The 17,106-nt window shown below is 51.6% G+C and carries 1 protein-coding gene (only partly in view); it reads right to left on the minus strand.

Translation table 11 applies throughout. The features are described from left to right. Positions 1-17,106, minus strand: partial view of a tandem-95 repeat protein gene (locus ACO0LH_RS21165; RefSeq protein ID WP_422943122.1) — the final stretch only. The gene runs 21,528 nt beyond the window's last position; 17,106 of the gene's 38,634 nt are visible here — the last part of the coding sequence; the start codon falls outside the window, past its right edge; the stop codon is at positions 1-3.

The following is a 17,106-nucleotide window of genomic DNA, read 5'->3' on the forward strand; positions in this document are numbered from 1 at the left end:
TTATTGCTGACTTAGCGTCTTATCCATCTGCGCCTGCAAAGCACTCCCCACCGAACTACCCAGACTATCCAACAAAGCCGCCATCGCCTGATCACTGCTTGCTGCTGTCGTGCTGGTGTTGCTTGATGACGTTGTTGTGCTTGCCGGTATCACAATCGCACTGCTACCTGTTGTTGACTGTAACGGTGTTGCTGAGACCGTCGCCGCCTTGCTGTTGGCAGTCGTTGCCGGTGTCGCCGGACTCACCACCGTTGCATACGGGTTGGCTGCGGCAACAGACATCGCCATCGCCGTGTTGGTGCTCGTCTGTTTCACTGGCATGGCTGCCGCCTGGAAGCTGCGGTTGTTGGCAATGTAGATATTGCTGTTCCAGTTATTGACCACCACATTGCCATCAATCACCCCACTGCCTGCGGTCACTGTCGCTAATGGCGCCAGGATACTGGCGTTCAAGGCGACATTGGTGAAGGTCAACTTCTTGGCGGTACTGAAGTTGAACAGGGTGTTGTAGTTCTTGAAGCCATCTGGCATACCGCCTTGCATGCCACTGTCCCCTGTCACATTGATGATGAGTGTCTGCCCTGGGGTGAGGTTGACGAAGTTGGCATAGGTCACGCTGAGCAGGTCGGCGCCTTTGACATTGAAGATTTGTGTACCGCTGGTGCCATCGCCCTGAAAAGTCATGCCATTGAACTGGACGGTGGTTTTACCATTGGCGGTTTGGGCTGCCAGGTTGGTGGACAAATCTGTCAACTGGGTTTTGTTATCAGCAAAGCTGAATGGTGGTGCGGCCTTGACGACGGTGTCACCCTGTTGCAGGTTGCTGGTGGTTTTGCTGCTGCCATAGGTGGCTTTGCCATGGGTAGACCCACCATTGAAGGTGAGCTGGTTACCAACGATCAGTGACATGCCCTGGTAGTTCTTTTGGGTGGTGTCCATGCTGAAGGACGACACATTGAAGTTGTGTCCTACGGCCATGGTACCGGCGACTTCACCACCGGTGGCGGTGTAGTCATTAAAGACAAAGGCATTGAACTGCCCTGCCAACCCCAGGTCGGCTGTGGTCATTGCCGGTGGGGCAACGGCAGTGATGCTCAGGCTGACGGTGGCGAGGTTGGAATCGACCTTGCCGTCGTTGACTTTGTAGCTAAAGCTGTCAGTACCAACATAGCCTGCTGTGGCTTTGTAGGTAAAGCTGCCATCGGCATTGAGGGTGACGGTGCCATGGCTGGCGGTGCTGATGAGCTTACTGGTGAGGCTGTCACCATCAACATCGGTGCCAAGCGCCTTGATGAGGATGCTGGTGGCATTGTCAACGGTAATGCTTTGGTTGCTGACGACCGGGGCATCATTGACGGCTTTGACTGTCAAGCTGACGGTGGCAATGTTGGAGTCGACCTTGCCATCATTGACGACGTAACTGAAGCTGTCTGTGCCGTTGTAGTTGGCTACTGGGGTGTAAGTCCAGCTGCCATTGCTGTTTTTTGTGACGGTGCCGTGTGCTGGCTGGCTGGTGATGCGGACACTTAATACGTCGGTGCTGTCAGCATCACTGGCGTTGCTCAAGAGGCTCAGGGAGACACTGGTGTCTTCATCGAGGCCGGCACTGCTGTTGGTGGCAACCGGGGCATGGTTGACCGGTGGGGTGGTACCAGGGGCATTGGTCGTTGCCGGGGTAAAGAAGTGGTAGGCATTGATCTGTACACCAGAGTTCCAGTTGTTGACGATGAGGTTGCCATTAATGGAACCAGACCCACCATTGACACTGGCATGGGGGGCAAGGATGTTGCCGTAGATGCTGGTGTTGATGGTGAAGGTATTGGTGCTGCTGAGGTTGAACAGGGTGTTATAGCCATCAAAGGCGTCAGTGACACCACCATCAAAGCCGGTATCACCAATGATGTTGACGATGATGCTTTGGCCTGGCTGGATGTTGTTGAGGTGGGTGTAACCGGCACTGGCAAAGTCAGCACCACTGACGGTAAAGACCTGGACTGCGGACGTACCGTCACCGGTGAAGGTGAGGCCACCGTATTGCAGCACGACAGTGCCAGTCACTGGCTGGTTGGCCAGGCTGGTGCTCAGGGTGGTCAGTTGGGTCTGGACATCAGCAAAAGCAAACGGTGGGTTGCCCTGAATGACGTGGTCATCTGCCTTCTGGCCATAGGTGTCTTGCGTGTGGCCATAAGACGCCGTGCCATTGATGCCGCCATTGTGATCAATGAGGTCATTGCCAACAATGAGGGAGAGGCCGTTGTAAGGCAAGTTCAGGTCATTGACGCTGTAGTTGCTGACGTTGAAGTTGTGACCGACGGCAACAGCCCCCTGGACGTCACCGTTGGTGCCGGTGAAGTCATTGAAGGCGAAGACGTTGAATTTGCCGGCAAGGCCCAGGTCGGCATTGATGCCTGACTGGGTGACAGCAGCAACGCTGATGTTAACAGTGGCGACATTGGAATCGACGGTGCCGTCATTGACCACATAGGCAAAACTATCTGTGCCACTGTAGTTGGCAACCGGCGTATAGGTCCAGGTGTTGTCTGCATTTTTGACCAAACTACCGTGCGCTGGCTGGGTGGTGATGCGAACGACCAGGACATCACCAACATCGACATCGCTGGCGTTCGCCAGCAGGTTGATGGTTTTGCTGCTGCCGCTGTTGAGACTGATGCTTTGGCCTGTGAGGACCGGGGCATCGTTGACAGGGACGATGTTGAGGCTGACGGTGGTGATATTGGAATCGACGGTGCCGTCGTTGACGACATAGGCGAAGCTGTCGCCCCCGTTGTAGTTGGCGGCTGGGCTGTAAGTCCAGGTGCCGTCCGGGTTTCTGGCTATGGTGCCGTGTGCCGGTTGTGTCGTGATGCGGACTGTAAGTGCATCGCCATCCACATCATTGGCGGCTGTCAGCAGATTCAGTTTGGTGGCATTGTCTTCGAGCAGGCTGACGCTTTGGTTGCTCAGTGTCGGGGCATCGTTGACCGGTGTCACGTTCAGGCTGACGTTGGCAACATTAGAATCAACGGTGCCATCATTGACCACATAACTGAAGCTGTCGCTGCCGTTGTAGTTGGCGGCGGGGGTGTAAGTCCAGGTGCCATCCGGATTTTTGGCTACAGTGCCATGCGCTGGCTGTGTGGTGATGCGAACTGTCAGTGCATCGCCATCGACATCATTGGCGGTAGACAGCAGGTTCAGTATTGCTGTGCTGTCTTCTGCCAATGTACGGGACTGATTAGCTAGTACCGGGGCATCGTTGACTGGTGTCACGCTCAGGCTGACGGTGGCGATGTTGGAATCTACGGTGCCATCGTTGACTACATAGGCAAAGCTGTCGCTGCCGTTGTAGTTGGCGGCTGGGGTGTAAGTCCAGGTGCCGTCCGGGTTTCTGGTTACGGTGCCATGCGCTGGTTGTGTGGTGATGCGAACTGTCAGTGCATCGCCATCGACATCTGTTGCACTACTCAACAAATTCAGTATTGCTGTGCTGTCTTCTGCCAATGTACGGGACTGAATAGCTAGTACCGGGGCATCGTTGACTGGTGTCACGCTCAGGTTGACGGTGGCAATGTTGGAATCTACGGTGCCATCATTGACTACATAGCTAAAGCTGTCGCTGCCGTTGTAGTTGGCGGCGGGGGTGTAGATCCAGGTGCTGTCCGGGTTTCTGGCTACGGTGCCATGCGCTGGTGGTGTGGTGATGCGGACTGTCAGTGCATCACTGTCAACGTCATTTGCTGTGGACAGCAGGTTCAATACGGCTGCTGTATCTTCTGCCAGACTGATGCTGCGGTTGTTGACCACCGTCGCATGGTTGACGTGGGCGACATTCAGGCTGATGGTGGCTTCTTGAGAATCAAGCTGACCATCATCGAGGATGAAGCGCAGGCTGTCGTTACCGTGGAACAGGCTATTTGGCACATAGGTGTAGCTACCATCGGCATTGGCGGTAAGGCTGCCATGGCTTGGCTGGGCGCTGATGCGGACGCTTAATGTGTCATGCTGGGCGTCGGTGCCATAGTCAGTCAGGTGGATGGTGATGCCACCATCTTCTTGTAGTTGCAGGCTGGCATTAGTGGCTACTGGTGCGGTATTGGCTGGCTGGACATGGAAGTACACAGTCACGCTGGCTGAATTGGCGGTGCCATCATTGATGTGGTAGACGAGACTGTCTTCACCGCTGTAGTTATTAGCTGCGGTATAGGTCCAGGTGCCATCGACATTGATGACCAGATTGCCGTGCGCAGGCTGGGTATCGATAACGGCGCTAAGCTTGTCGTGATCAACATCTGTTGCCACTGGTGCGAGTAGTGGCTCAAAACCATAGGCTTTGCCTGCGGTGACGTTGGCATCGAGATTACCAGCCACAACTGTTGGCGCATGGTTGACGTGATTAATGGTCAGGTGCACGGTAGCGACGTTGCTGGTGTGGGCGGCTATGTTTGCATCAGAACCTGTACCCTGGCCTGTGCCTGCATTGGCACCTGTGTCAACGCCAGTGACGGTGTAGCTGTACTGGAAGCTGTCTTCGCCGTAGAACAAAGCTGCCGGGGTGTAGCTGATGGTGCCGTCAGCGTTCACGACCAGGCTGCCATGGGCTGGCTGGGTGGTGATGTGCAGTTGGGGCACAGCCGCAGGTGTGCCGAACAGGTCGTTGCTCAATGGGTTGAGAATGACGGTCTGGTCTTCATTGCTGCTGACGCTGTCATCAAAGGCGACAGGTTTGCTGATGAGCTGGATGTCGCGCAGGCTGACGTGGCTGTTGCCAACACCAAAACCAAGCAAGTCAAACGACAGCAAGGCAGGTGTTGCCGCAATGGTGGCGCCATTGGCAATGCCTTGTTGCAGGTCGATGTAGTAGGTGGCGCTACCGTCGGGGTGCATGACTTTGCGCACGGTCTGGGCCAGGCGTTCTGTGCCATCGGTCTGGATGTTGAGCAAGGCGTCGCTATGGCTTAAGCCATCGGTACCAACCAGGGCGGCACCGGTGTTGGCGTTCAACAAGGCGACTTCGAAGGCGTCTTTGGGGCCAGCTTCTTCACCGTCAACCAGACCATTGCTTTGCAGGTCATGGCTGCTGATGGTGAAGGACAGATATCTGTCACCAGGGTTGAACATGAAGGATTGTGAAAGGTGGGCGTTGGCGTTACCGCTTTCGCCCAAGGTCACTGTGCCTTGTGGGGTCGTCGTGACGTTGCCTGCGGTTTGCCAGGCATGTAGATCACCATCAAAATTTCCAACGTTGGTGCTACTACTCCACGAGGCAGGCAGTTGCTGGCCATGGTTATCCAAACTAGCAGATGATTGGCTTATCGTGACGGGAAGGTTTTCCATCAATCGCGCGATATCACGCGCATCAGGCAAGCGCCTGACGCCTGGCGTCAGGTATTGCGACATGACGTCACCCGGACTATCAGACGTATCTACACTAGTTAATCCAAGTATGTGACCAAGTTCATGGATGACAACAGTCAATAAATCCAATTTGCCTTCTGCTGCACTGCCTGTTTTTGCGATAAATTCATGGCCCGCATCAGGCATGTCAAATTCTTCATTGATTGCGGGGCTTGTATCAACAAACCAACCCCAGCCAGCACCGTCAACTGAAAGGGAAACCTGTTTGCCATCGGTCAAACCGGCAAGGTTGGAACTCAGGGTTGCAACATTGAACTGCACTCCATTTAACAATGCAGGTGGCACCCCAGCGCTGATCCAATAGTTACGGGCCGTCTGAAGCGCAATCTGAATATCTAGCATCGTCAACGACTGCGTAGAATTACCTGGGCCCTGTGCAATGACATCCTGATGTTGGCCTTGATCAACACTACTGACCTTCCCTTTTCCTTTCCCAGGGACGTAAACTCTTTTGATTATGCCTTGTGGCGAATTTACATAAATATCAACATGTGAAGTAAGTTTGACTTCCTTTGGTGTAAGTTCATCGATCACAATTCCGCCTTTTGCAGCGCGCGGTCCTCTTGCCACAACTGTAATGTTCCTGCCTTCAGTAATCCATTTATACGCAAGGGTTTGATTTTTGGTTACTGTCGTTGATAAGTCCACCTTATTGTCCGAAAGTTCGCGAACACGACTAAATTTCGCATCAACCAGTTGATAGGCGTCAGATCCTTCTACCCTATACATATCGTCAATGCGTATAGTTATAGTTTTTACTTCACCAGGTTCGTTAAGTGTAATTTCCAACGTAACTTGCGATCCGTGATTTCTGATTCCAGGAATCTCACTATCTAACAATGCAGTAACCGCATCTTCATGGGTTCGCCAAGTCTCTCGGATTTCGGGATCTGATATTTCACGTCCCATTTCAACTTCTTTGCGGGCCTTGAATTCCTTGTATAACTCGTCACCAAGCTGGACAGCTTTTCCATGCGCTTCATTGATTTTATTTTCAATTTCGGCACGCGAAAATTTTCCGCTTTGAAGATCTTTTTTGAGTTTCGTGATTTCGAGATATTCATGCGCTACAACTGCCGTAATACCGTCATCTGAATTTAACAGACTTTCAGAAATTTGGACTGTCGGGCGATTGACGGGATTGCCGTCTTTGTCGGGCTTGAAGAAATCGTCCCAACCAAATAAATCAGCTCCATTGCTTTCTGGATAATCTGCAAATTTAAAACGGGCATACGCCTGCACATTATTTTTGTCCAATAACATCTCTTTGGGAACAATTTGAAATTCAATGGACAGCCCACTATCATCTACAACACGGACAACACGTGGATTTTCGGTTGATTCAATTCTTATATCGCCTTTGCCCAAGGCGCCGTTATCGCGACTGATTTCAATTGCGTTTTGCAAAGAGCGGGTTACGTTAGTGTCCCATAGTTTTTCAGTCAATTGCGATGATTCAAGCGCTGCGCCTTCAATTGCTTTTGGCTCACTCAGGTTGCGCCCTTTTACGCCATCTTCCATTAGTTCTTGTGAAGATCGCTTACCTCTTTTGGTAAGGTTGGCTATCGCATTATTCAGCGTTTTAATAGCGCTAAATTGTTTTTGCAATGCCGCTTGCGACTCGCGCACAGACTTGTTGTAATCCCTCATCGCTTGCGCTACTTGTGCAGGCTTAGTCTTGGCAGTCTCAAAAACTTTTAGGCGAGCTGCTTCAGTATTTTTCATCTGTAACTTGGCAGCACCGGCCTGCAATAACAATCCGGCTAGCGCCGCCATAATCCCCTCTGGATCATCATGTTGTAAAGCTATGCTTAAATCGTAGCCGGCAAGAAATCCACCACTGATAGGGTTGGCCTGCAACACTTGCATGCCAGCCATCTTGAGCAAATCAGCTTGTGTGGCAGTACCGGACTGATATAGCCGTGCCATTTGACTGATAGCAGGCATATCAGGCAGCGGCTGGCCGTATGCGATAGCATTCATGAGCGCAAGACTACGGACATGCACATCTAGCGCCTGTAAAGGGACTTCAATGAGGCCACTGGCAAGGCTCTCTATCACGTTCAAAATTTGTGCTGCCGTAGAATTTTTTGTATCGTATGTCACTTCTTGCAAGGTCTTGGTGGCTTCTTTGGTCCGCGCAACATAGGTCTTATTGTCTATTCCGTCTACCGCGAGATAGGCAGAATAGATGGTGGAAAAAAGGAAGTCAGTTTCTGCACCTGCCCTGATAGCCAAGGTTTGCAAAAGTCCTAGTTTTTCTTTGGGTGTGCTATCTACAGGCGGTAGCACCGGGCGGGTTACATCAATATGCCCTAATTCAGGAATGTCACCTGTAGATGAATAACTTCCGATTCCAAATACCCAGTCAAATGGCTGATCTTTGATAGGCCCATCATATCTAAATGGTTGGGCCTCTAGTACGGGAACAGATCTCAATTCACTACCTTCACGATCAATAGGGAATGATAGTTTGTTCTTTGTAGTTAGTGCTGCTTGAATCAATGCGCCAGCATTCCAGGAGAAAACTGCCTGGGACATGACTTCTGGCGCGCTAGAGTCTCCAGTATTATCAATGAATACGTCTGCGTAAAGACTTCCGTCTGGGGATAGCGAAAGTTGCCTTACGGATCCACCAGGAATTGGGGTGGTTGCCCCCATAAATTCAGGGTCGCCTTTTTCACCGAAAGGATCTCGTATAATGCCGATTTTTCCACCTAACTGTTTTCCAAAACCATAGCTATCACGTGCATTAAACAGGACATCATTGAATTTCAAGTTATAGTCGGCAACCAATGCGTATTGATCGCCGTCATAGGTCACTATTACTAATCCAGCCGCTTGCTGGATGTATTGTTGATGTTTCTTTTGCATCCAGTCACGATCAGAGATGCTTGGCGTCAACTTGGGAGATACCGCCGTAACTTGATTGCCTAATGTTCCATCATCGTTAATGGCCCACTTTAAGCCTGTCACACCCTGCGCAAAATCTTTTGCACTAGACAATAAGAACTCACCACGATTCAAACCACTGGTAATAAATTCTGGCCCCTTTGCAGAATTGCGAAGCGGATAATTGTACGCATCCAAGGTTTTAAAATTAACGCCGATTCTTCCATCCGCATCAACCTGCGCAAGATCAATGACATATACATTTCCAGGTACGATAAATGGGTTAACTGTGATGGGAATACTGGACGCCGGTGCTGTCACTGCCAGGTAACGACCGAAATTAATCGCCATATCCTGGAATCCAAATTTGATATCAGCACCTTCAAGACTTAATACTTGCTGGCGATTTAAGAAATCTTTAGCTGTCTGGTCTATATTGACTCGGAGCAAACGACCGCTATTAGGCCCATTTACCGTACCTTCTGTCACGTAAAGCCACCCACTATTGACCAATAAGCTTGTTATGCCAACGCTGGAGCCTTGAACCGCCAAGGTGTACACAATACTTTGCGTCTCTGTGTCATAGACATAGATTTTCCCATGGGCGCCTGCAATAAAAGCCAAGGTACCGTCATCACTGAAAGCAATTTCATCAGTGAACACACCATGGAAATCCAAAGCTTGCCCTTTCTCGTCTACTGTCACTTGTTTCACAAGTGTGGCAGTTCCAGCAGATTTAAACACGTTGAGTGTCGTCGCTGAAGTGATGAGGGTGTCATCGGCTATATCGTCTTTCCACGCAGGCGCTGTGTCGCTGTCAATTACTTTCTCTGACATATTTTCGCCGTCAGCACTAAAGGAGACGGCGATACGCTCTACATAAACGAAATGTTGAGAAAGTGCGATACCAGGTGGCAAAATAATTTCAAGAGACTTATCAGTCACATTTGAAGACGAGAACGATTTCCAGACCAATCCTTTGACTGGGTCTTGTCCAAAAATATTTGGTTCATCCAATTGATCGCCGCGCGGAACCAACCACACGTTATATCTGAAATTATTTGCAAATGAATCTGTTGGGACCAGATTTGTTGCACTTACTTTTAATGCTCTTGTTACGGGATTAAAATCGATGCCTGTAATTTGAGGTACTGTTGTCACACCCGGTGTAGTAGGAACATCAGGGAAGTTTATTGAAATATTTTGAGGTTCAAAGTCGTGATTCGGCACCTCTAACTGATACGAACCGTCGATTGTGTAGTTAAGCACAATGACCGCAGGGGCCGCAGCAAACAGGCTTAACGCTGCTATTGCCATCGCAGGATTTGTTGACATTGCTATAGCCATTTGGTTTGCCCATATAGCATCCCAATTTATCAATGCACCTGCAACTTTGATTTCACCAGTTTGTGGATCTTGTCTTTTCTTTACAGTGACAAGCATAGTTCCGCCAGCGGATGTGCCGGAATATGGAGGACTGGAAGTACGTGCCATTCCATCTCCGGCAATTACACCATTGTCGACGAGCCACCACGTATCGTGACGCACTCCTTGTGCGTCCACGATAATGCCTTTTTTCCAAAATAACACTTCTGTCCCCGGCGCAAGTATTTTTGCATTTCCAGTAACGGGATCTATAGGTGCCTGAACTTTCAGGGCTAACTGCAAGGGCAGATCAGACCTGACGTCTTGCATATCGATATCTACTGCGCCGAGCATGTCTAGCAATTCAGGCGCTGGTGGTGGCATTCCCAAATCATTCAAGTCACGGGTTTTAATTGATACCACAGCATTACTTTGCAAGGCTCCGGGCGCAATCATCACCAAATTGCCATCAGTATCCTGAACTGTAGCGCCCAAGCTCGCACTCACGTTAGCCGATCCAACGAATGGTTCTTGAACACGAATAACAATGTCGTGTTGCTTACCACCATAAACGACAGAAATTGTTGCTACACCACTATTTTTTGCATGAATCATTCCGTCAATACTAATATCTGCGACAGACGAATCACTAATGAAGTATTTGATGCCAGACGACGCGCTGGCAACACTTGTATGATCTGGCAACGTGACTTTAAGCTGTCGCTGCCCTACAAATGTAGGCAACTCTATGGCTCTTGGATACACGTCCACTTCAAATCCGTTTTCATCGAGTTGCGGAGATGAAGGATTTGTATCAACACTAAATACATTTACCCCTTCTATTCCACGCGCCTTAACGGTAACAATAGTCACGCCGGTAGATATACCAATTAAAGTACCATTGTTGGCGACTCTTAAAACATTTTCATTTGCAGATTTAGTTTGAAGGTAAGCGCCAGAAAGTATTACTCCGTTTTCATCTTCAAAGTCACCCGTCACATTCAAAGACGTGTTTCCGCCAATTGCCAACGTAGCGATGCGATCAACGTGTAGCAGCACTAGTTTCGCCCCGCTGACATTGACACCCAGTTCAATCGCATGCCCTGCCGCAAAGCCATCATCTGCCTGCACAGTGATCGTCGCTTGGCCTGCATAACCGACTTCTGGTGTGAACAAGACTGTCAAGCCATCTGCTGCAAGGGTGGCTGTTCCATGGGTCGCACCAATAACGCGCCAGAAGACCGGATCACTCTCTTGGTCTTCAGCGATATTGCTGAGTGTCACACTGCCATTCAAGTCAGTATGGGTTTTTACGGCATTGCTAAAATCTTGCGCCCTGGTCTTTGGTGCCACGTTGGTGTTAAGACCGTAATTCGCGTACAGGATCTGGCGGTCAGCCGCATTGACAATGCCATTACCATCCAGATCAGCTGTCAGGTTTTGGTTTGTCAATGCCTGTTCGAAGGCGGCACTGTCCAGGCCATCGACGATGCCGTCCTGATTGATATCTCCTGCAATGCCGATATGTACACTGGCATTGCCTGCACCTGTGATGCTGAGTAACTTCATACCCGCTTCTGTCACCGACAATAAAGTCAGGTGACGGCTGCCGTTCTGGCTTTGGCCCAAAACGGTCGCGCCACTGACGTTTAGTTGGACATCTGCACCCAGTGTTTCGACTGCCAGAATCAGGCGTGGTGCTGCCCCTGGTGTCTTGACGGTGGATGCCAGTTCGCTGTCCCTGACGGTGTAGCTGAGTTTTACGGTCTGTCCAGCGACCAGATTACCGGTCCAGTTATTGGTGGTTTGGGCAGCGGCGTTGGGGCCGTTAGCTATCCAGTTGACCGCTGCACCCAGGTTGGCGGTAATGCTGTCCTGGATCAAGCTGCCATCGGCATGGTAGCCAAGCTGGGTGCCATTGTTATTGCCGCCCAATTGACGCGCCAGAATGAGCTTACCTGCCTGGTCATAGCGGTAAGCAATGGCTTTACCAGCACCGGTGTTGGTATTTGCATTATTGCCGTCAGGCCCGCTGACCTGAATGATCTGGCCCTTGTCATTGCGCAAGAAGCTGACGCGGGCATTGCTGTCTGCGCCCACCAGTGCAACACCACTGTCACTGATTAGCCATTGCTGGCCATCGGTGAATTGGACGCTGTTAATCTTGCCCATGGCATCCAATTGATAACGGGTGCCATCTGGTCCGGTCAGGGTATAAGCCTCTGCCTGCCATGGCAGGCCAGTGCTTTGGTCATATAAACGGTTACCCTGACGCTGCAGGGCCACTGGCCTTGCATTGAACCCATTTTGGGTGTCGGTGGTGGTGGCTTGCAGTGTCCAGCCCTGATTGGTGGCGAATGTAGGGTGTACAACGGTCGGTGCGCTGGCGTTATTTGCATTTGTTCCGTTACTACCATTGCTCATTGATTCTGTGCTGGTACCCAAGGTAAAGCTCAAGAACTGAGTGGCAGCATTGGCTGTCGTCAGGCTGGATGGTACTTGCAGCCAGACATGGGCACCAATTTGCCACGGGGCGGTAGCGCCCAGGGCATCGGTAGTAAGTTGGTCTTGGCTTAAGCGGGTGTCCAGCAGACTGAGTGCCCAGTTACCCAGGTCGCCTTGTGGTTTGCTGGTGACATTTTGGGTGCTGAGATTGCGGTTAAGGGCAAAGCTGTGGTTACCGAGCTGGAAGCTGGCATCATTGCTGCTGGCCTGGTTTAAGGTTTTGTTGCTGCTGTCGATGATGACGCGGCTGTTGATTTCACTGGTACGGCCTGCCAGATCCCATGCTGTCAGGCGCAGGCGGTAGACGCCATTGGCCAACTGGGCCGGGTCCAGGGTGCTCAGGTCAAACTGGCCCGCAATGTGGCTGGCATTGCTGTTGACGCTGTTGAGCGTGGTCCAGGTGCTGGCATTGGCATTGCTGTCATTGCCACTATCATTACCATTGACTGGGGCAATTTCCAGTTTCCAGCCCATCAGTTGGGCTTCATTGATGCTGGCCTGAATCATGCTGGCATTGCTGATACTGAATGGGGCGGCGTTCGCATTGATGCTGGCGTTGCTGTTAGCCAGCGCACCACCCCAGCTCAGGGCGGGGGCGCTGCTGTCTTGTGGGTCACGCACCCGTATAGTCTGGGTGCTGGTGTCGCTGAAACCATCGACATCGTTGGCCGTCACTTGCAGTTCGACCAAACCAGCCTGGGCGGGGGTAAGTTTGACACGGCCTGTGGCGTCAAGTGTGACGTCAGTCCAGTTGCCGACAGTACCGTCGCTGCCAACGGTGCGCATGCGGATGTGGATGTCTTTGATGCTGCTATAGGCACTGGCACGTACGGTGGCCAGTACGGTCTGACCTGGCAACACCGGTGTGGCCGGGGTCAGGTCAACGAGGATGGCTGGTTTGTTGCCGGAGTCGTCAGCGACCACGCGCAGGGTAAATACTTCGACAGCGGTTTGTTTGCCGTCGAAGACACGGGCGGTGACGTTGACGTCGCCCAGTTGGCCTGGGCTTGGAGTCCAGTTGAGTTTACCATTGACGGCATCATAGCTGGCACCTTGTGGCAGGTTGTCAAAGCTGATGCTGAGGGCCTGGGTCTGAGCGGCACCGTCACTATCTGTCACGCGCAGGCCACCCTGTGCCTGGGCAAGCGTGCCGCCTTTGATGACGGGCAGGCTGAAGCTTTGGCCAACAATCAAGGCATGGTTGCTGGCCAGGATTTCTGGTGGGCGGTTGATGTCAAGCACCTTGACCTGCACACTGGAGATAGTGGTGGCTTTGCCATCGGTCACGGCAAAGCGGAAGGTAAATAGTTTGTCTTTGGCGTTGAGGTTATTGACGGTATCTGCGTCAGGTGTCCATTCAAAGCTACCGCTTTGTTCGTCAAATTGCACACCTGTTGGGGTGTCTTGGTCACGCAGCAGGCTGGCAGAGATGGCGTCGCCATCAGGGTCAACGTCGTGCAGGGCAAAAGCCAGGGTGTCGCCTTCCCAGACCAGTTGCAATGGTGTTTGCAAGACCAGCGGTGCCTGGTTGACGTTGGCAACGCGGATGTCGATCTGGTGGTCCGCATAGGCAGAACCATCGGTGGCACGCAGTGCGATTTGATACAGGCCTGCCGGGCCACCCGCAGCGGCTGTTTGTGCGGCCAGCATGCCGGGTGTCCAGCTGAGGGTGAGTCTGGTCTGACCATCACTGCCCGTTGCTGTTTGCATGGTCATGCCGTCTGGCATGCCTTTGACGGCCCAGTTGACGGCATCAAAGTCGGTATCGCGTACCACGATTGTGACAGACGCTGGCACGCCTTCAGTGGCGTTGACGCTGGTATTGGTTGTGCTGGTGGCTGTCACTTGCGCACCGCTGGCCTGAACGTTCAAGACTTCTGGCGCGCTGTTGGCTGCGCGTACGACGATGCGCATGTCGGTAATGACGGTGTTAGGCTGGGCGACAAAGTCTTCCGGCAGGATGACGCCGCTGTTTGCTGGTGGCAAGCCGCTGTCGCTGACTTCCAGGCTGATGTCGTGGCCACCCAGTTGGTCGGCTGTCGGTGTCCAGACAAGCCAGGCTTGACCATATTGTGGGTCACGCACAATGTGCGCACCGGCTGGCAGGCCTTGTGCGGTGAAGTTTAAGGCATCCTGATCAGGGTCGGTAACACTGATGGGGATGCGCAGTTCCTGGCCGACGACCGCGACAGAACGGGGGGCGACGCTGACGACCGGGGGTTCGGTCAGGCTGGTGGCTGACAGCACGAAACTGGTGCTGGTTGAAAGTGCCTTTAACGGGTCACCGCCACCATTGTTTTGTGCCGTCACCGTGATTGTGTAATCGCCACGGTTGTTTGCGCCTGGTGCGAAATGCAGTACGGCACGTGCATTGCTGCCTGTGCCTGTTTGTGTCAATGTGGCAAAGCGCGGCAGGCCAGTTACTGTCAAAGTGACAGGTTGTCCGTTAGGGTCCGTGGCCGTGATAGGTATATCTATGCTGCTGCCTTCTGCCACGGAAGCATTGCTGATGCTACCGAATATCGGCGTACTAAAACTGTCTTCTACAATGACAGGAATTGTGATCTGGCTGGACGCAGGGGTGCCGGTGCCATCACCATCGTCCGTTGCAGTAACGATAATCTGGTAGGTACCTGCCTGCGTGTAGCCAGGTGTCCAGTTGATTTGCAAGGTGTCTTCATCAAATGTGGCGCCTTGTGGCAATCCGGTTACGACATACTTAACAGTTGAAGTGCCCTGTCCATGCCCAGCGGGCCCTTGCGGCAAAAGACGAATTTTTGGCTGAAAATCTGGATTGTCAGGGTCATAGGCAAAGGCACTGATTTGTAATGGTTGTCCCTCAAGGATATGCCATGTTTCGGCCGGTGCAAATAATGGTGTTCCATTTGCATTGCTGACGTTAAACGTATAGTTTTGAGTAACTCTAGTCTTCGCAATTTCAACGCCATCAACACCAATATATGTGGCGGTCAAAGTAACGGGAATTACTACTTTTCCATGTTGATTAAAATCAGGCGTCCACGAGAACCAACCCGTTTCTGAGTTCAGTTTGGCACCCCCGGGCATCGATGCGGCATAATAACTCAGTTTCACCTCAGTCCCATCAGCTTGATGATAGATACCGGTTGGCTCCCATATTTGTCTATTGGAACCTGGCAAATTACCTACAATTTGCAAACCAAAACTTTCACCCTCTCTAAGTTCTCGCTCTGCAGTAGCGAAAAGCACAGGATTAGCGTAATCCTGATCAACATGAATATTAAAATTCTGTACTGTTGCCACTTTACCATCGCTCACTACAATGCTTATATTTGAATAGGTACCGGCCTGATCATAGTCAGGCGTCCAGTTCAATACTCCGGTAGCTGCGTTATAACTAGCTCCGTTGGGAAGATTGCGGAAACTAATTGTCAACGAATCTGCATCGGAATCTGTTACAGATATTGGGAGTGCCAGAGATTGGCCTTCACTTAAAGTAATATTTTCTATCTTCCTAATTACTGGCGCAGAATTACCTCCGGTTACTGGTATTTTGAAATGGCGTATAGCTACGCCTCCTCGCGAATCCTGTACACGAATAACTATTTCGGACTCAACCAGATCCGTTGAAGTCGGAATCCAATGCAAGGTTGCAATATTCCGATGTCCGACTGCTGAGTCGCCTATAGCCACGTCTGGAACTAATGTGAGCCCGGGAGGCCCCTGCACAATCTCCCAAAAAAATTCGGTCCCATCATTGTCATCTGCTGCAATTTTTGCGGTCCAAGGTGACCCTACTGTGGCAGAAGAAAAATTAGCTAATTCTGCAATCGGAGAATTTATATCATCCATTACAGTATTTAATGCTGCCAGTTCGTCATTTGGTAAATCCAACGGCAGATGTAATTCTGTTAAAAGCTCTGGCGTTATCTTTGATATAGATGCATTCGCTAAAATCAAAGCAGTAATAAGAGCATTCTTGTCTGCCAAATGCATACGAGATAGCAAAGCAAGCAAAGCTGCTGCTTCGGTTGGTGTTGGTGCATTCGAACGATCGGTAACAATCGACAAAGTCGGTGGCGTATTCGCATAAGGCAACGCATACACATTATGCGCGGCATCGAACTTCACAATCTGCCCGGTGGAGGCATCGGTACTGACCAGGCCATTCATGGGCTTGACAGTGACGGTCTGGTTAGCCAGGGTCTGGCCTGCCTTGATTTCATTGCCGTTGGCTGCCATGGCGGCGCTGAGGTCAATTTTCCAGAGGCCGGCTTGCTGGCCTGAACCCAGGCTGGCGTTATTGACTGCCCCGCCAAAGTATTGACCCGGATCAATCAGCAAGGTGATGGGTGCATGCAAATCATCCAGGCCGATGTTGGTAATGCTGATGTCGTAACTGATTTCCCCTGTCGCATGATTGGCGCGGGTGTTGTTAAAGCTCAGTTTGACGTTGCTGCTAAAGTTCATCAGCGTGGTGAAGTTGCTGATGTAACCGGTTTCCAGCGGTACCTGGTTGGCGCTACGGAGTTTATTCGACACCTGCAAGGCCCAGCCGCCGGCTGGCAAGTCAGGCAAACTCAGGATGACTGAACGGCTGGCGGCATTCCAACGGGCGGCCAGTGGGTGTACGCTCAGGTTACTGTTTGCACCGGTGGCAACCAGTGTGTAATTGAGCGGGTTCAAGACACTGGCGTCGTCGGTGCTATCGTTGCTGTCGGCCCCTGTCCACATGGCCTGATCAAAGTTAATGGCGAACTGGTTCAGTGGCAAGGGGATCATGGCGCCATCCGGGATGGTGCTGGCCAGGATGTGTGGCGGCCTGATCGGTGAGATCTCATCAATATGGCCGGTTTGCGCCACCAGGATGCGGCCATCGGCCGTGCTGACGATGGCTTCGCCTTTGGTGCCACCATTAGCGACTTGCAAAACGCGGTGCGAGGCCAGTTC

This window comes from Undibacterium sp. TJN19 (assembly GCF_049339485.1).
GTDB lineage: Bacteria > Pseudomonadota > Gammaproteobacteria > Burkholderiales > Burkholderiaceae_D > Undibacterium.